This is a genomic window from Polaromonas aquatica, assembly GCF_050626995.1.
Classification (GTDB): Bacteria; Pseudomonadota; Gammaproteobacteria; order Burkholderiales; family Burkholderiaceae_C; genus Polaromonas; species Polaromonas aquatica_A.
Genome location: NZ_CP192467.1, coordinates 4,493,049 through 4,509,559 on the forward strand (window position 1 = coordinate 4,493,049; position 16,511 = coordinate 4,509,559).

Annotated in this window: 19 protein-coding genes; 8 read left to right on the forward strand and 11 right to left on the reverse strand. The window is 62.5% G+C overall.

Annotated elements, in window-relative coordinates:
• Positions 1-55 precede the first annotated feature (55 nt).
• Together ACQ4MS_RS21420 and ACQ4MS_RS21425 are read left to right on the forward strand one after the other, a co-directional pair.
• Entirely contained in the window at positions 56-2,128 is a 2,073-nt protein-coding gene (locus ACQ4MS_RS21420) for a M3 family metallopeptidase (RefSeq protein WP_431096783.1), read from the forward strand.
• 45 nt (positions 2,129-2,173) lie between these two features.
• Positions 2,174-2,842, forward strand: coding sequence for a glutaredoxin family protein (locus tag ACQ4MS_RS21425; protein ID WP_431096784.1), 669 nt, complete (start codon positions 2,174-2,176; stop codon positions 2,840-2,842).
• Between the two features lie 92 nt (positions 2,843-2,934).
• On the opposite strand, the gene rpiA is transcribed toward ACQ4MS_RS21425, so the two are convergent.
• Complete coding sequence (gene rpiA, locus ACQ4MS_RS21430) at positions 2,935-3,606, reverse strand: ribose-5-phosphate isomerase RpiA (RefSeq protein WP_431099641.1); 672 nt, start codon at positions 3,604-3,606, stop codon at positions 2,935-2,937.
• Between the two features lie 142 nt (positions 3,607-3,748).
• On the opposite strand from rpiA, the gene ACQ4MS_RS21435 reads away from it, so the two are divergent.
• Positions 3,749-4,801 carry a quinone-dependent dihydroorotate dehydrogenase gene (locus tag ACQ4MS_RS21435; RefSeq protein WP_431096785.1) on the forward strand — a complete coding sequence of 351 codons (1,053 nt, stop codon included), beginning with the start codon at positions 3,749-3,751 and terminating at the stop codon, positions 4,799-4,801.
• A 67-nt stretch (positions 4,802-4,868) separates the two neighbouring features.
• Here ACQ4MS_RS21435 and xth read toward each other — a convergent pair whose 3' ends face one another.
• Both xth and ACQ4MS_RS21445 read right to left on the reverse strand, forming a co-directional pair.
• Positions 4,869-5,732 carry an exodeoxyribonuclease III gene (gene xth / locus ACQ4MS_RS21440; protein WP_431096787.1) on the reverse strand — a complete coding sequence of 288 codons (864 nt, stop codon included), beginning with the start codon at positions 5,730-5,732 and terminating at the stop codon, positions 4,869-4,871.
• Positions 5,733-5,764: 32 nt separating this feature from the next.
• Positions 5,765-6,019: a hypothetical protein gene (locus ACQ4MS_RS21445; RefSeq protein WP_431096788.1), complete on the reverse strand. Its 255-nt coding sequence runs from the start codon at positions 6,017-6,019 to the stop codon at positions 5,765-5,767.
• Positions 6,020-6,338: 319 nt separating this feature from the next.
• Between ACQ4MS_RS21445 and ACQ4MS_RS21450 the strand changes: the two genes are divergently transcribed.
• Positions 6,339-8,474, forward strand: coding sequence for an FAD-dependent oxidoreductase (locus ACQ4MS_RS21450; protein ID WP_431096789.1), 2,136 nt, complete (start codon positions 6,339-6,341; stop codon positions 8,472-8,474).
• Between the two features lie 65 nt (positions 8,475-8,539).
• Here the strand turns inward: ACQ4MS_RS21450 and ACQ4MS_RS21455 are convergent, their stop codons facing one another.
• A complete protein-coding gene (locus tag ACQ4MS_RS21455) occupies positions 8,540-9,571 on the reverse strand; it encodes a saccharopine dehydrogenase family protein (protein ID WP_431096791.1) in 1,032 nt (343 codons plus the stop codon).
• 167 nt (positions 9,572-9,738) lie between these two features.
• Here ACQ4MS_RS21455 and ACQ4MS_RS21460 point away from each other — a divergent pair, with 167 nt between their 5' ends.
• Positions 9,739-10,401, forward strand: coding sequence for a TetR/AcrR family transcriptional regulator (locus tag ACQ4MS_RS21460; protein WP_431096793.1), 663 nt, complete (start codon positions 9,739-9,741; stop codon positions 10,399-10,401).
• A 59-nt stretch (positions 10,402-10,460) separates the two neighbouring features.
• On the opposite strand, the gene ACQ4MS_RS21465 is transcribed toward ACQ4MS_RS21460, so the two are convergent.
• From ACQ4MS_RS21465 to ACQ4MS_RS21475, 3 genes are read right to left on the reverse strand one after another with little or no spacing between them, the layout of a single operon-like run.
• A complete protein-coding gene (locus ACQ4MS_RS21465) occupies positions 10,461-11,246 on the reverse strand; it encodes an AAA family ATPase (protein WP_431099642.1) in 786 nt (261 codons plus the stop codon).
• Between the two features lie 56 nt (positions 11,247-11,302).
• Positions 11,303-11,539, reverse strand: coding sequence for a hypothetical protein (locus ACQ4MS_RS21470; RefSeq protein WP_431096795.1), 237 nt, complete (start codon positions 11,537-11,539; stop codon positions 11,303-11,305).
• A 54-nt stretch (positions 11,540-11,593) separates the two neighbouring features.
• Positions 11,594-12,526, reverse strand: a complete 933-nt coding sequence (locus ACQ4MS_RS21475) for a LysR substrate-binding domain-containing protein (RefSeq protein ID WP_431096796.1) — start codon at positions 12,524-12,526, stop codon at positions 11,594-11,596.
• A 158-nt stretch (positions 12,527-12,684) separates the two neighbouring features.
• Here ACQ4MS_RS21475 and ACQ4MS_RS21480 point away from each other — a divergent pair, with 158 nt between their 5' ends.
• Positions 12,685-13,083, forward strand: coding sequence for a RidA family protein (locus tag ACQ4MS_RS21480; protein ID WP_431096798.1), 399 nt, complete (start codon positions 12,685-12,687; stop codon positions 13,081-13,083).
• A 59-nt stretch (positions 13,084-13,142) separates the two neighbouring features.
• Here ACQ4MS_RS21480 and ACQ4MS_RS21485 read toward each other — a convergent pair whose 3' ends face one another.
• Together ACQ4MS_RS21485 and ACQ4MS_RS21490 are read right to left on the reverse strand one after the other, a co-directional pair.
• Entirely contained in the window at positions 13,143-13,352 is a 210-nt protein-coding gene (locus ACQ4MS_RS21485) for a DUF3820 family protein (protein ID WP_431096799.1), read from the reverse strand.
• A gap of 2 nt (positions 13,353-13,354) precedes the next feature.
• Complete coding sequence (locus ACQ4MS_RS21490; protein WP_431096800.1) at positions 13,355-13,714, reverse strand: translation initiation factor Sui1; 360 nt, start codon at positions 13,712-13,714, stop codon at positions 13,355-13,357.
• A gap of 238 nt (positions 13,715-13,952) precedes the next feature.
• On the opposite strand from ACQ4MS_RS21490, the gene ACQ4MS_RS21495 reads away from it, so the two are divergent.
• Entirely contained in the window at positions 13,953-14,723 is a 771-nt protein-coding gene (locus ACQ4MS_RS21495) for a hypothetical protein (protein WP_431096801.1), read from the forward strand.
• A 35-nt stretch (positions 14,724-14,758) separates the two neighbouring features.
• Here ACQ4MS_RS21495 and ACQ4MS_RS21500 read toward each other — a convergent pair whose 3' ends face one another.
• Positions 14,759-15,409, reverse strand: coding sequence for an FHA domain-containing protein (locus ACQ4MS_RS21500; RefSeq protein ID WP_431096802.1), 651 nt, complete (start codon positions 15,407-15,409; stop codon positions 14,759-14,761).
• 153 nt (positions 15,410-15,562) lie between these two features.
• A complete protein-coding gene (locus ACQ4MS_RS21505; RefSeq protein ID WP_431096803.1) occupies positions 15,563-16,018 on the reverse strand; it encodes a surface-adhesin E family protein in 456 nt (151 codons plus the stop codon).
• Positions 16,019-16,256: 238 nt separating this feature from the next.
• Between ACQ4MS_RS21505 and ACQ4MS_RS21510 the strand changes: the two genes are divergently transcribed.
• Positions 16,257-16,487: a CsbD family protein gene (locus ACQ4MS_RS21510; RefSeq protein WP_431096804.1), complete on the forward strand. Its 231-nt coding sequence runs from the start codon at positions 16,257-16,259 to the stop codon at positions 16,485-16,487.
• Positions 16,488-16,511: the final 24 nt, after the last annotated feature.

Here is a 16,511-nt window from a genome sequence, read left to right on the forward strand (position 1 = left end):
GGCCGCACGGCTTCCAAGCCTTTAGATTCGAGACTTTCGCCCACAGCTACATGTCATGACCAATCCCCTCCTCGATTTTTCCGACCTTCCGCTGTTTGACCGAATCCAGCCCGAGCATGTGGGCCCTGCCATTGACGAGTTGATGGCCAAGGCGGATTCCGCACTTGAAACCGTCACGGCTGCGGATTTCCCGGCCACCTGGACCGGCATTGCCCGTGTGCTGGACGTCGCAACCGAGAATCTGGGCCGGGCCTGGGGTGCAGTCAGCCACCTCAACAGCGTGGCCGACACGCCCGAGCTGCGCGCCGCCTACAACGCCGCCCTGCCACGCGTGACAGAGTTCTGGACCCGCCTGGGCGCCGACGAACGTCTCTACGCCAAATACAAGGCCATCGACGTGGCCACCCTCAATGCCGAGCAACGCCAGGCACACAAAAACGCCATTCGCAATTTTGTGCTGTCGGGCGCAGAGCTGAAAGGCGCAGACCGGGACCGCTTCGCCGAAATCCAGGAACGCCAGGCCGAACTGAGCCAGAAATTCAGTGAAAACGCCCTGGACGCGACCGACGCCTTTTCCTACTACGCGTCAGAAGCCGAGGTCGAGGGCATCCCTGCCGACGTGCTTGAAACAGCGCGCAACCAGGCCCAGTCCGAAGGCAAGACGGGCTATCGCCTCAGCCTGAAAATGCCAAGCTACCTGCCCGTCATGCAGTTCGCCAAAAGCAGCAAACTGCGCGAGACCCTCTACAAGGCCTACACCACGCGCGCCAGCGACCAGGCAGTGCCGGAATTCAGCAAATTCGACAACAGCGCCATCATGAAAGAGATCCTGGCGCTGCGCCTTGAGGAAGCCCGGCTGCTGGGTTACCGTAATTTCGGTGAAGTCTCGGTGGTCGCCAAGATGGCCAAATCCCCCGATGAGGTCATCACATTCCTGCGCGACCTTGCCCGGCGGGCCCGCCCTTACGCCGAAAAAGACGTCGCCGACCTGCGCGCCTTTGCCGCCAGCCAGCTCGGCCTGCCCGACCCGCAAGCCTGGGACTACGCCTACATCGGTGAAAAGCTCAAGGAAGCGCGCTACGCCTTCAGTGAACAGGAAGTCAAACAGTACTTCACCGCCCCCAAGGTACTCGCCGGCCTCTTCAGGATTGTGGAAACCCTGTTTGAAGTCGCCATCCAAAAAGACACGGCGCCCGTGTGGAAACCCGGCGTCGAATTCTTCCGCATTGAGCGCAACGGCCAGCTTGTGGGCCAGTTTTACCTCGATCAACCCGCCCGTACCGGCAAACGCGGCGGTGCCTGGATGGACGACGTTCGCACCCGCTGGCTGCGCCCCGACAACGGCAAGCTGCAGACCCCCGTCGCGCACCTTGTCTGCAATTTTGCGGAAGGCGTGGGTGGCAAACCGGCCCTGCTGACGCACGACGACGTGACCACACTGTTCCACGAATTCGGCCATGGGCTGCACCACATGCTCACCCAGGTCAACGAGCGGGACGTTTCGGGTATCAGTGGTGTCGAGTGGGACGCCGTCGAGTTGCCCAGCCAGTTCATGGAAAACTTTTGCTGGGAGTGGGACGTGCTCAAGCACATGACTTCCCACGTGGACACCGGCGCCCCGCTACCGCGCGCGCTATTCGACAAGATGCTGGCCGCCAAGAACTTCCAGAGCGGCATGCAGACACTGCGCCAGGTCGAGTTCTCGCTGTTCGACATGCTGCTGCACACCGCTCACAACCCGGCCGACGACCTGATGGACCTCCTGAACGAGGTGCGCCGGGAAGTCGCGGTCATTGCCGCGCCAGCCTACAGCCGTACCGCCCATACATTCAGCCACATTTTTTCGGGCGGCTATGCGGCCGGGTATTACAGCTACAAGTGGGCCGAAGTCCTGTCCGCCGACGCTTATGCCGCTTTTGAAGAATCCGCCCTTCCTGCGGCCGGTAATTCAGGTACAAACACTGATACCGGCACCGGGACGGGCACCGTTAATGTAGAAACAGGCCGAAAATACCGGCAAGCTATCCTGGAAGCAGGCGGCAGCCGTCCGGCCATGGAATCATTCAAGGCTTTCCGGGGCCGCGAACCAACGCTGGACGCGCTGATGCGCCACCAGGGTATGGCCTGAAGCCTGGGCAAAGCCAATTCAAGTTCAAGACTGACCGAGGAAACCATGAAATCAAACGCTGTTAGGTCCTTTTCACCCAATGCCCTGCTGGCCATGCTGCTGCTGGGCGGAAGCCTTATTTTTATGGCGCTGCCTTCGCACGCGCAGCCGGTCTACCGCATTGTTGGGCCGGACGGCAAGGTGACGTTCTCCGACCAGCCGCCGCCAGCGGCAAGCGGCGGCAAAGTTAGCGCAGCCAACGCCGGGGCAGGTGGCGGGGCATCCTCCGCCGGTCTTCCTTTCGAGCTACGGCAAATCGCCAGCAAATACCCCGTCACCCTGTATACCAGCGACAAATGTGGCCCCTGCGGCTCTGCCCGTGCCATGTTGACGAGCCGCGGCATTCCCTTCAGCGAAAAAACTGTCAATACCAATGAAGATATCGAGGCTTTGCAACGGATCAGCGGCGAGACATCCCTGCCCTTCGCAACCATCGGCAGCCAGCAGCTCAAGGGGTTTTCTGAGGCAGAGTGGACGCAGTTCCTGAACGCGGCGGGCTATCCGGGCACATCGACCTTGCCGGCCAGTTATCGAAATGCTGCGGCGACGCCCCTGGTTGTGGTGAGCAAGCCGGCTGCAGCGGCCACTCCTGCGGCAAGCCCGGCGCCCCGTGCGCAGGCTGCCCCAGCCGCACCTCCGCCAAGCGTCAGCAATCCTGCCGGCATCAAGTTCTGAAGCAGCCCTGAACAACGCAAAACGCCGGGTACAGCCCGGCGTTTTGCGTTCTGGGCCACAGGTCCGAACCCCGGCGGCCTTGAATCACCGCGTTAAAAAACCAGCGTTTTCACCCCGCCCGGCGCACCCAGCAGGCACACATGGGCCTTCTGGAAAGCAAAAACGCCCACCGTCACCACGCCGGGCCACTGGCTGACCAGCGACTCAAACGCCAGCGGATCAGCAATCTTCAGCCCCGTCACGTCCAGGATGTGCTGGCCGTTGTCGGTGACCAGCGGTTTGCCGTCCTTGAGCCGTAGCGTGGCCGTGCCGCCCATGGCGGCAAACTGCCGGGCAATGCGTTTGGCAGCCATCGGAATCACCTCGACCGGCAGGGGGAAGCTGCCCAGCGCCTGCACCAGCTTGGACTCGTCGACGATACAGACGAACTTGCGCGACTGGGCCGCCACGATTTTTTCGCGTGTCAGCGCCGCACCGCCGCCCTTGACCATATAACCCGCGTTGTCGATCTCGTCGGCCCCGTCGATGTACACCGCCAGTTCGTCCACCTCCGTTGCATCAAACACCTTGATGCCCAGCGCCTGCAGGCGTTCCGTTGAGGCGACAGAGCTCGACACCGCACCGGCGATGCGGTCCTTCATGGTGGCCAGCGCGTCAATGAATTTGTTCACGGTCGAGCCGGTGCCTACTCCCACAATGCTGCCTTCCTCCACATAGTGCAGGGCCGCCTGGCCGACCAGGGTTTTGAGTTCGTCTTGGGTCATCGTTTGGGTCATGGCTTGGGTTGTGAAAATGTTGAAGGATGTTTGGGCTGGGCGGCATTGAAACCGGTTTTGCGACAATCGGGCCTCATGCCCGGCTTGCCCGGGTGGTTCATCGCCTCATCGCCAACAGCCGAATTATCCAATGTCCCTGCTCCCCTACGCCCTGGCCCGCCCGTTTTTATTCGGGCTCGACCCCGAAACCGCCCACGAATTGACCATGACCTCGCTGGCGCGCACCCAGGGCACGCCGCTGGCGCTGGCGTATTGCGGCAACCGGGTCAGCGACCCGATCGAGCTGGCCGGCCTGAAATTCCCGAACCGTGTGGGTCTGGCCGCAGGGCTCGATAAAAACGCCCGCTGCATCGACGGCCTGGCCGCCATGGGTTTTGGTTTTGTCGAAGTCGGCACCGTCACCCCGCTGGGCCAGCCCGGCAACCCCAAGCCGCGCATGTTCCGCCTCACCGAAGCCAACGCGCTGATCAACCGCCTGGGCTTCAACAATGAAGGGCTGGCCGCTTTCCTGGCCAATGTGCAGCGCTCCAGCATCCGCAAACAAGGCGCGCAAAACACCCTGCTGCTGGGCCTGAACATCGGCAAAAACGCCGCCACGCCGATTGAAAATGCCGTAGACGACTACCTGACCTGCCTGGACGGCGTCTACCCGCACGCCGACTACGTCACCGTCAACATCTCCAGCCCCAACACCAAAAACCTGCGCGCCCTGCAAAGCGACGAAGCCCTGGACGCCCTGCTGGGCCGCATCGCCGAACGCCGCGAGGCCCTGGCGGGGCAGCATGGCAAGCGCGTGCCGATTTTTGTGAAGATTGCGCCCGACCTCGATGAAGCCCAGGTCGACGTGATCGCCGCCACGCTCAAGCGCCACGCCATGGACGGCGTCGTCGCCACCAATACCACCTTGAGCCGCGATGCCGTAAAAGGCTTGCGCCATGCCGAAGAAGCAGGCGGCCTGAGCGGCGCCCCGGTACTGGAGGCCAGCAACCGCGTCATCGGCCAGCTGCGCGCGGCACTCGGCAAGGGCTTTCCCATCATCGGGGTGGGCGGCATCATGAGCGGCGCGGACGCCGTCTCCAAGATCAGGGCCGGCGCCGACGTCGTGCAGATCTACACAGGGCTCATCTACAAAGGCCCTGAGCTGGTGACCAACGCCGCAAATGCGATCAAAAATAGCCGCTAGCCCAATAGATATCGGCGCAAGCAGCTATTGAATTAATAGCAACCAATCCGTAAGGCAGGGCATTGGCTCACGGAGCCCTTTTGCGCGGCACAGCCGCCGCTCGCGGCCTGGCAACTTTGACCTTGGCGACTTTTTTCGCTGCGCCCGCAGCTTTCCGCACCGCACCCAGTTCCACCCACACCGGGGCATGGTCGCTGGCGTGATCCTGTCCACGCACCCAGCTGTCCACCCCGGCGGCCTTCAGCCGCGGCGCCAATTCGGTGTTCAGCAGGATGTGGTCGATGCGCAAGCCCGCGTTGCGCTGCCAGTGCTGACGGAAGTAATCCCAGAAGGTGTAGATGCGTTCCTCCGGGTGTAAATGCCGCAGGCTGTCCACCCAGCCCTGCGCCAGCAGCTTTTCATAGGCGGCCCGGCTTTCGGGCTGCAACAGCGCGTCCTTGCGCCAGGACTTGGGGTTATAGATATCAAAGTCCGTCGGCACCACGTTGAAGTCACCGGCCAGTGCAACCGGGTGGCCCGAACCATAGAGCGCCAGCGCATGCCGCTGCAGGCGCTCAAACCAGGCCAGCTTGTAGTCAAACTTGGGCCCGGGTTGCGGGTTGCCGTTGGGCAGGTACAGGCAGGCCACAATGATCCCGTCCACCGCGGCTTCCAGGTAGCGGCTATGGTCGTCTGCTGCATCGCCGGGCAGTTCACGGCGTATTTCGACCGGCGCCTCACCCCGGGACAGAATCGCCACACCGTTCCATGAGCGCTGGCCCTTCCACAAGGCGCTGTAGCCCGCCTCCCGCAGCTCGGCCTGAGGAAACACGCCGTCAAGGGCTTTCAACTCCTGCAGGCACACCACGTTGGGCGCCTCTTTGTCGAGCCAGTCCAGCAGTTGAGGTAGCCGCGTCTTGATGCCGTTGACGTTGAAGGTCGCGAGCTTCATCGGGTGTTGGCCAAACGCCGGTCAAATACCGGTCAAACACCCGGCGAAGGCTTGCCCCGGGGAGTGCGCCGGAAAGCCTCCGCGCCGCCGCTGCCGCCGCCGTCGGGGAAGCTGTGCTGCCTGAGCTTGCCTGCCTGCCCGGGTGCCAGGGGTTTCATCGGCTTTTCAATCAAGGTGCTGGCATCGTTGCCGTCCGCTTCGTCGTCCGGTTCGCTGTGGGGCGGATTCGGCACCGTCGCGCCTTCACCGGTCTTGGCGTGCGTCGGGCTGGTGTTGCTTTTTGCCATGAGTTCTCCAGAAATCGAAGCTTCAAAGTACCAGCGCTGGCTAAGGGCGGGTGTCAGACAACACCGCAAGCCTGCTGCCCTGATACCCTGGTAGGGCGACAGAAAAGGCGATGCGAAGCGAGCCGGCCAGGCCAGCATGAGCCGCGGAACCGGCTTCGCCAGGCCGCAGGCGCAGCGGCCCCCCGGGGGCAGGGAGCTACACGAAGTGAGCGACCGTGGGGGCAAGCCTTTGTAGAGCCTGTCCCCTAGAGTACCCGGCGCGCTGTGCCGCCGGCCCTGCAGCGACTACCATGCAGGCAGTTTTGACAGGAGACCTGCCTTGGCCGCGACCCCCACTTCGGCGACGACGCCACATTCCCTTGCGTCTTCTTCTTTTTCCCTGGACCCCATCTCCCCCTACCCCCACCTGCTCGCGCCGCTGGACCTGGGCTTCACCACGCTGAAAAACCGCGTGCTCATGGGCAGCATGCACACCGGCCTCGAAGACGGCCGCAAGCATTTCCCCGCCATGGCTGCCTACTTTGCCGAGCGCGCGCGGGGCGGTGTCGGCCTCATGGTCACCGGCGGCTTTGCGCCCAACATCGCCGGCTGGACCAAACCATTTGCCGGCATGCTCGCCAGCTCGGGCGCGGCCCGCCGCCATAAGCAGGTCACCGACGCCGTGCACGCCGAAGGCGGCAAGATTGCGCTGCAAATTTTGCACACCGGCCGCTATGGCTACCACCCCCTGTGCGTTGCGCCCTCGCGCATCCAGAGCCCGATTTCACCCTTCACGCCGCGCGAGCTCAGCGCCGGCGGTGTCGAGCGGCAAATCCGCGCCTTCATCCGCTGTGCCATGCTGGCGCGCGATGCCGGCTACGACGGCGTCGAGATCATGGGCAGCGAAGGCTACTTCATCAACCAGTTTCTCGTCACCCACACCAACCAGCGCACCGACGAATGGGGCGGCAGCTATGCCAACCGCATGCGCCTGGCTGTTGAAATCGTGCGCCGCACGCGCGAAGCCGTCGGCCCGGATTTCATCATCATCTACCGCCTCTCGATGATCGACCTCATCCCCGGCGGCAGCAGCTGGGAAGAAGTCGTGCTGCTGGCGAAGGCGGTTGAAGCCGCCGGCGCCACGCTCATCAACAGCGGCATCGGCTGGCATGAAGCCCGCGTGCCGACGATTGCCACCTCGGTGCCGCGCGGCGCCTTCACCTGGGTCACCAAGAAGTTGCGAGGCGACCTGCGCGCCGCCGGCATCACCATCCCCATCGTCACCAGCAACCGCCTGAACATGCCCGAAGTAGCCGAGCAGGTGCTGGCCGACGGCAGCGCCGACATGGTCAGCATGGCCCGCCCTTTCCTGGCCGATCCGGAGTTCGTCAACAAGGCCGCGCAGGGCCGCCGCGACGAGATCAACACCTGCATCGCCTGCAACCAGGCCTGCCTGGACCACGCCTTCCAGGCCAAGCTGGCAAGCTGCCTCGTCAATCCGCGCGCCGGGCATGAGACGGAACTTGTCATCCGCATCGCTCCCGCCAAAAAACGCGTCGCCGTTATAGGCGCGGGCCCTGCCGGCCTGGCCGCCGCCACCACACTCGCCCTGCGCGGCCACAGCGTGGATTTGTATGACGCGGCCGACAAAATCGGCGGCCAGTTCAACCTGGCAAAACGTGTACCCGGCAAGGAAGAGTTCGAAGAAACCCTGCGTTACTTCGGCCAGCGCATCAGCGGCACCGGCGTGAAGCTGCACCTGAACACCCGCGTCTCGGCGGCCGACCTGATTGCGCAAAAGTTTGACGAAGTCGTGCTGGCCACCGGCGTCACGCCGCGTAACCCGCGCATTCCCGGGCAAGACCACCCCAAAGTGCTGAGCTACATCGACGTGCTGCTCGGCCGCCATCCCGTGGGCGAGCGTGTCGCACTCATCGGCGCGGGCGGTATTGGCTTTGACATCGCCGAGTTCCTCGTCACATCGCCCGGCCATTCCACAGCGCTCGACCTGCCGGCCTGGCTCGCCGAATGGGGCGTGGCCGACCCGGGCGAAGTGCGCGGCGGCGTCGTACGCCCCCAAGCCACACCACCGGCGCGCCACGTTACCTTGCTGCAGCGCAAGCCCGGCAAGCTGGGCGCAGGCCTGGGCAAGACCACCGGCTGGATCCACCGCGCCGCGCTGAAGATGAAAAACGTCGAAATGCTTTCAGGCGTCAACTATGAACGCATTGGCGAGAACGACGCAGGCACAGGGCTCAGCCTCTTCATCACCTTCGGCGAGAAGCGGCAAGACGGCACCGTGCTGGAAGTCGACAACATCGTGCTGTGCGCCGGACAGGAACCATTGCGCGAACTGCTGGAGCCGCTGCGTGCGGCGGGCATCAACACGCATTTGATCGGCGGCGCCGACGAAGCAAGTGAGCTTGATGCAAAGCGCGCGATTGACCAGGGGACGCGGTTGGCCGCGAAGGTATGACGCCTGCCGGTTCAAATACCGGCGAGCTTCAGTAACCTTCAGTGACCTTTGACTTTCATCGCCTGTCAGTCGATTTCAATCGCCAGATGATCCGGGCTGAGTGATGCCAGAAAGTCGCGTGCGTCAAACGCTTCGCCGGCGGTGAAGACCCCGGTTTTCGCGACTTCGCCACTCACCACCCGCTCAAGCGCTTCAACCACAAGCGGCGCGGTGAACGCATAAATGTCGCGCCCGCTGGCCACTGCCCTGCGCTCTTCGCTTCCGCGGCGCGCAACCACCTCCACCACAAAAGTCTGGGACGAACGCCCGCTGTCGTCGCTGGAGACTGGTGCGAGCGAGCTCGGAGCGGTCAGGTCCTGCACCGCGCGGGCCGTCATGAAAGAGCGGATCTCGGGCACTTTCAGGTGGCGCGAGATGGTCACCGTGTCCGCCATGGTGAACTCCGAGATGACCGGCTGCCGGCCCAGCGGGGCAGGAAATGTCCACTCCGCTGCAGGCGCAGCGCCTGTCACATAGTGAATTTTCCCGTTCGAGAAAACTACCCGGCGGCCATCGCGCCGCTGCCGGGAAACCTGGCCGGCAATCAGCGTGCCCGCCGTTGGCTGCCAGCTGTCCAGCCCATAGGCAATGCTGATTTCGTCGGCCGAGGTCCAGTCGCCCATTGCCGTGGTTGCCAGCAGGTCGCCCAGCCCGCCGTAAAACGCCATGGCGTGCAAAACAACGGTACCCACCTGGCGCGCACGCGCATCAAAGCGCGCGAAGGTGTCCATGTTGGCTTCGACCTCAGCGGCAACGTCGAGGTAAGGGATCCGGGCGCGCAACGCCGCGTCGATGACGGGCGCGGATGTGGTGGCAAACGGCCCCGCGCAGTTGATGACCGCCATGGCGCCCCGCAGCGCGAGGTCCAGCGAAGCGGGCTCATCAACGGAAGCCGGCCGGATTTCAAGGCCTGGATATTGGGCTGCCAGCGTCTTCAATTTTTCGGGGTCGCGTCCCGAAAGGATGGGCGTCCAGCCGCGCCTTTGCAGCTCGGCAACGACGAAACGTCCGGTATGCCCATAGGCGCCATAAACGGCCACAGCTTGATTTGATGTCATGAGAGCAATCCTTTCAGAGAGTGCCGCCTGGAACAAAACGCTACAGATCTGTACTCTTGTGTTTGAGATTACACTACAGATCTGTAGCGTGTCAACCATGACACGCGAAATCAGGCAAAAAATTTTCAGGTACCGGCTGCCGCACCTGCCGGTATGGAAGGAACGCAATGAGAAAACCAGCTGCACCCACAAAAACCGCAATCACAACCGCCGCTGCTGCTGTGCCTGAAAGCGCCGCGGCAACCGCGGCAACGGCAGAACGCGGGGCCTCCAAAGCCCGGACACGCATTCTTGAAACCGCGGCGGAGTTGTTCTACCAGGAGGGTGTCAGGGCTGTCGGGGTTGACCTGGTCGTCGAACGTTCAGGCGTTGCCAAGACCAGCCTCTACCGGCACTTCGCCACCAAGGACGATCTCATCGTGGCCTTTGTCGAGCAGGAAGACGCGGAATACTGGCGCGACTGGGACCAGGTGGCAGCCAAAGAAAAAGACGATCCGGAGGCAGAACTCCTTGCGCACCTGCGCTGGATCACCCGCCACATCGCCGGGCCAAAGTACCGCGGCTGCGCGTTTCTGAACGTCGCCACCGAGTTCCCGGCCCCGGCCCACCCTGCCCGCGCCGTGGCAACCCGAAACAAGATCGAATTGCACCGGCGCCTCAGCCTGCTGGTGAAAAGGATGGGAGTCTCCAAACCAGGCAGCCTGGCCGACCAGCTGGTACTGCTGATTGACGGCGCCTACGTGAATGGCCAGTTGCTGGGCAAGAAGGGGCCTGTGCATTCACTGGAGGCAGCAGGCCGCGCCTTGATCGCTGCGGCTCAACGCAGCTGAAGGGCTGTCCGCCGGCAGGCCAGCAGCACCGCAGCGCCTTTCCTCATTCCGCGACGGGCTCAGTAGTCCTGGTCGTCGTCGGATAGCGGCTCGTCTTTCCGCTCCAGCAGCAGGCGAAGCATGCGCTCCGGGTTTTGCAAGAAATCGCGGGTAACCCGGTAGTGCTCTGTCTCGGCGTAGGGGATGCGTTCCAGGCCGGTTTCGGAACACGCGTAAATCCAGGCGTCCGGATACGCCATCAGGATAGGCGAATGCGTCGCGATCACAAACTGTGACCGCTCCAGCAGCAGGTCATGCATGCGCGACAACACCGCCAGCTGGCGTTGCGGCGACAGGGCCGCTTCCGGTTCGTCAAGGATGTACAGCCCCTCCGGGCCGAACCGGTGGTTGAGCAGCGCCAGAAATGACTCGCCGTGAGACTGCTCATGCAAAGAGCGCGAACCATAAAAAGTAATCACAGGCGGCCCCATGGAAGGTTCCGCATCCAGGTTCTCAATTTCCGTCGCCACATTAAAGAAGCTCTCTGCCCGCAGGAAAAACCCGGTTTTCGGCCGCTTGAAACCCTTGGCAACGCGAATGTATTCGTTCAGCACCGAATGGGATACACGCGTGCCGAAGCGGAAATTTTTGGTACCGCCTTCTGCGTTGAACCCCAGCGAAACCGCAATCGCCTCCAGCAGCGTCGACTTCCCCGAGCCGTTCTCGCCCACAAAAAAAGTCACCTTCGGGTGCAGGTCAATATGCTCCAGGGTACGAACGGCCGGCAGGTGGAAGGGGTAGGCGGAAAAAGACTCCACCTTGTCGCGCACCAGTGTGACGCGGCTGGCAAACTGGCTGGAGATGATCGATGACATCGCCGGAGTTTAAGGTGACGGTCGGTGTAACGCCGATCACGCTCCGCTTACTTCGGCAGCTCTGCCTCAAAACGATCCATCTCTTCATCCAGCGTTCCGCGGCGGCTGAAATCCCGCCTGGCCTGGCCGTACCAGTACTCGGCATTTCCCAGGTCGCCTTCCTGCACATGCAGGATCCCGTGCAGCCAGGCAGCCAGTGGCGACTCATCACTTTGCACGATCGTGTGTGCCTCGTTCCAGCGTCCCGAGCGCATATGAACCAGGGCTTCACGCAGATTGGCCATTAAAAGCTCCTTGTATCCAATGAATATATCGCTGACGGGATTTCCAGGACGGCTTCATGTTTTATCCCCGGATCGGCCAGCGACAGGTGCATGCTGCGCCATCAGTTCAGCAATCCAGTCGATGAACACGCGCAGTTTGGCGCTCACATGCCGGTTCGGCGGGAAGGCCACATACAAAGGCATGGGGTCAAGACGCCAGTCCTCGAACAGGGGCACCAGCTCGCCCGCCGCCACGTGCGCCTTTGACATGTAGTCCGGCAACCAGAGGACGCCCAGGCCTGCCAGCCCGGCCGCGAGGTAGGCGTTGCCGTCGTCCACCGCAAATATGTGGCGGCCTTGCACCTTGAGGCTCTCGCCCTTGCGGTGCATGGCGTAAGGAAAAGCTTTGCCGGTGCGCGCCCACAGGAAGCCCACGATGCGGTGATGCGTGTCCTCCAGCTCTCGTGGATGCAAGGGTGTCCCGGCGCGCGCCAGGTAGCCCGGCGCGGCGCACACCCCCAGCTGCAGGTCGCCCACCCGGCGTGCCATCAACGACTGATCCGTCAGCTCGCCGCCGCGCACCACGCAGTCCACGTTGTCGCCGATCAGGTCCACCATGCGGTCGCTGACGCCCATGTCGAGCTGGATCTCCGGGTATCGCGCGTGAAATGCCGGCAGCGCCGGCACAAGGATCATGCGGGCCAGCGGGCTGGGCACATCGACCCGCAGCCGGCCCCTGGGCGACGCGGATGCACCGGACAGGCTGGTCTCCGCATCATCCACGTCAGCCAGGACGCGCACCACGCGCTCATAGTAGGCAGCACCATCGGCCGTGACGTTGACTTTGCGGGTGGTCCGGTTGAGCAGCTTGACCCGCAAACGCGCCTCCAGCTGCTGCACCAGTTGCGTCACGCTGGTCTTGCTCATATGGAGCGTCTCGGCCGCCTTGGTGAAGCTGCCTGCCTCCACTACGCGGGCGAATGCCTGCATTGCATCGAAACGGTCCATCTCTGCTCCAGATACGTTGACACTGTTGACGATTGTTTGGATTTTACGAACAGTGATGGCCAGCCTTGCCTGTTTATCCGAAAGGCTCCGCCTTCTAAAGTTCTCTCATCGTTAACCCCGGGCCAGCTTCGGCCCATTGATGAATGAAGGACTCTTCCATGACACAGCGTGACGTCGTTTTTCCGCCAGGGCGCCAGGCCCTCTATGAACGCAACCGGTATTCGCCAGCGATCAAGTCAAACGGCTTTTTGTTCGTTTCAGGCCAGGTCGGCAGCCGCGAGGACGGCTCCCCCGAGCCCGATCTCGAGGCGCAGGTCCGGCTCGCGTTCGACAACCTGAACGCCATCCTCAAGGCCGCAGGCTGCACCTTTGACGACGTGGTGGATGTCACCGTCTTCATGGTGGATCCGGAGTCGGTGTTCGAGACAGCCTGGAAAGTGGTGCCGGAATACTGGGGCCACGCGCCCCACCCCACGCTGACGGGTGTCGGCGTGACATGGCTCTATGGCTTTCAGTTTGAGATCAAAGTGATTGCGAAGCTTCCGGAGCCCCAATGAAGCCGATTTTCCGACGGCCGCAAAGCCAGCTGCCGACTGGCTGACCCGACGGCTCCTGACTACCGCCGCAGCGGATCCAGCAGCGGCTTCAGCCCGTTGTGATCGATCTCCTGCATCAGCTGCAGCAGGCGGCCGATTTCGCCTTTGGGGAAACCTTCGCGGGCAAACCAGTTGAGGTAGTTGCCGGGCAGGTCGGCGATCAGCGTGCCCTTGTGTTTGCCGAAAGGCATCTCGCGGGTCACCAGCAGCTGGAGGTCTTCAGGCTTCATGCCTAGCCACCCGCCCGCTTGGGTGCGTAGCCCTGTTTTTGCAGGGCCTGCATCACGGTGTCGCAATGGTCGCCCTGCACTTCAATGATGCCGTCTTTGGCGGTGCCGCCCGAACCGCAGGCGGCCTTGAGCTGTTTGCCCAGCTGTGCCAGGGCCGGCGCGTCCAGCGGCAGGCCTTTGATGACGGTGACAGTTTTGCCGCCGCGGCCCTTGCTTTCACGCATGACACGAACCACCCCGTCGCCCTTGGGAGCCGCCTGCTGTTTGCAGGTGCACGCGGACACCGGCTGGCGGCAGCCCGGGCACATGCGTCCCGCGTCGGTGGAATACACAAGGCCGCCGCTGGGGAGGAGTTTTTTCATCGGTTTGAGGGCAGAGGCGGAAAACAGCCCGGGCCGGAGCAAGACATTGCTTTTAGTACGAACGTTCACAAATTTTGTGAACTAAATCACGAAAAAATGAAAATGTACCTTATAAACACGGCTGGGATTTTTCAGCTTGCGCCGCGCAGTCTTCCGGGCCTTTTTCGGGCCCTCCGGACCCGGTTCCGGCCACAGCAACAGGCCAGGCAGCGGCACCAGCAATACCAGGACAGCACTCATGACGGGCACCTCTTTTCTGATCGGCTTCTTTATCTTTGTGGGCAGCGTGGCACTGGGCGCGCTGGGCTATGAACGCTGGCTGTCGCATGTGGTGTCGGCCCGCAAAAAGGTAGCACGCAACCATTCCCTGCGCCGCAAGCCCCTCACCAGCAGAAATGAGCTTCAGGTGTGGCGCTGGCTTCAGGAGGTCTTTCCCGAGCACCACGTATTGATCAAGGTGCCCTTTACCGGCTTCATTGAACCCAACAGCCGCGGCGGCGATGCGCACTGGCAGGTGCTGCTGAGCACGGTGAGCTTTGCCTGCGCGGTATCGGACCACAGGGGCGCGGTGCTGGGCTGTGTGGACGTGTTGGACCGCGGCGAAATGGCCGACCGCAAGCATGCCTTCAAGCGTGAGTTGCTGAGCCGCGCGGGCATCCCTTACTGGATCATTGACAGCCAGCGACGGCCTGACGCGGCGCTGCTGCGTGAAAAGTTCACCGGCGGCGGTGCCGCCCAGGCAGTGGTGAAAAAGACGCCGCGGGCGGCCATGCCTCGCACTCCCGCCACGGCGCTGGAGCAGCGCCGCCTGTCACGCGTGTCAAACAATGCTTCAGACCTGACCAGGGCCGGCATGACACCCCTGCATTTGAAGTCCACCCTCAAGCTGAAGGCCTTGGCCCGGGCCTTTGCCTGGCGCCTGGCCGGCGAGCCGCCTTCCTACAGGCCGCGGAGTTCACGCAGGGCCATGGGCTATCCCACCACCGGCATCAGCAGCTCCACCATCTGAGCGAGCCTGCTTCCCTCCTTCTTCGGCCTCCTGCTTCAGGCCTCGCCATTCTTCAGTAAAAACTCCATCTCGGTCCCGGCCAGGTTCAGTATGTCGTGATGGGCCAGCGGAATGGCTTTCACGCCGATGGGTTTGCCGTTGCAGGTCGACGGCTTTTCACCGTCCATGTGCGCCACGTAATAGCCGTCGCGCCTGTGCGATATCGACACCACCGCCACGCCGGGCTGGCCAAAAGTGGTGACGGCCTTGACCACCGGCACCTCCAGCCCCGCTGACGAACCCGACAGCACTTTCAGGCTTGCGTGCATCGTGCCTGTCGTGCCGGGCAGGCCCAGCGCGTCCAGCGCCATGGCGGTGGTTTGATGTTCGCGCGGTGCCTCTTCTTCCTGCTGCGAGGTGGCCAGGTACTGGATGCGGAAGTTGCCGATGTTGATGATGTCGTTGTCGTGAAGCAGTTCACGCGACTTGACCATGTGGCCGTTGAGGTAAGTGCCGTTGGTACTGCCCAGGTCCTCAAGGTACACGTCCGCGATGCCCTTCATTACAAACACGCAGTGCTCGCCGCTGACCACCAGGTTGTCAAAGATGATGTCGTTGTAGGGCCTGCGGCCCAGCGTGGTGCGGTCACTCTTCAGGTACACGTGCTTGATTTCAACGCCTTCGACCGATGCAATGAGTTGCGGCATGCGAGACCCTTCTTCAAGATAAGTCCAGTCGCACGCCCCATGCGTAAGCGACAAACCATCGTAGCCGGGGCGCCTCAAAGGCACAAGCGGACACACGCCATGAAAGCGGGCAACTGGCCGGCGAAAGCGGCGTACAGCGGCGCACAACGGCGGCTAGTTGGTGGTGATTTTTCCGGTTTCGCAGGCGGCCCGGATGATGCGTTGCGTGGGGTTGGGCGTCACGTCGCGGAACTCCATGGGGCGCACCACATCGTTGGGATAAGTCGCTGTTTTAGACGCCTCGCCTTTCCACAGGGGCTGCACGTAAAACGTCAGCGTGACGTACTTGGCGCTCTTGTTGGCGCAGTCAAACAGCACAGTGGAAACATACGACCGGTAAGGCACACCGTCCCAGCTGACGCGGTTGAGTGAGCGGCTCACACGGATCTGCATGGCGCGCATGTCGCCGTTGGCGGCGACGGGGGTTGGGTCTACCTCGATGGTGTTGACCGCCGGGTCAAGCGGGTCGCCCATCACGGTAAACCAGTTGGTCGGGGTCGCCGCAGTGGCAGGTGCTCCCCATGAAGCGCCTGCGCACACCAGCAATAGCAAAACGATGATCTTCTTCATTGATATAAATCTTCTCTCGTCACGCAGCCACGCCTGTCACGCCTCGCGTCAATTTTTTCAGTTTAATACGCACACCAGTTTCGTCTTGTCACAAATTTCCTGAAAGCCCGCAGGCTTGCGGCGAAGACCGCTGTAGGCACATGCCGACACCGGTACGGGCCCCATACCTTCGATGGGGTCCCAAATGCCGGGCTACCTTGAGGCATGGAATTTTCCATGCCCATTGAAAGGTACATCCATGAACAAAGACCAGGTCAAAGGCAAGATCAAGGAAGTTGCCGGTGAAGTGCAAGAACACACCGGCAAGGTGGTTGGCAGCGCGGAGCAGCAAGCCAAAGGCCACGCCCGTGAATTTGAGGGCAAAGCCCAGAAAGCCGCTGGCGATGTCCGTGAAAATGCCGAAGACGCGAGAAAAGATCTCGACAAGGACTTGAACAAAGACCTGCCCCGGAATGTGACCAGGCCTTAACGCCATCGCAAGAGCCATCGCATA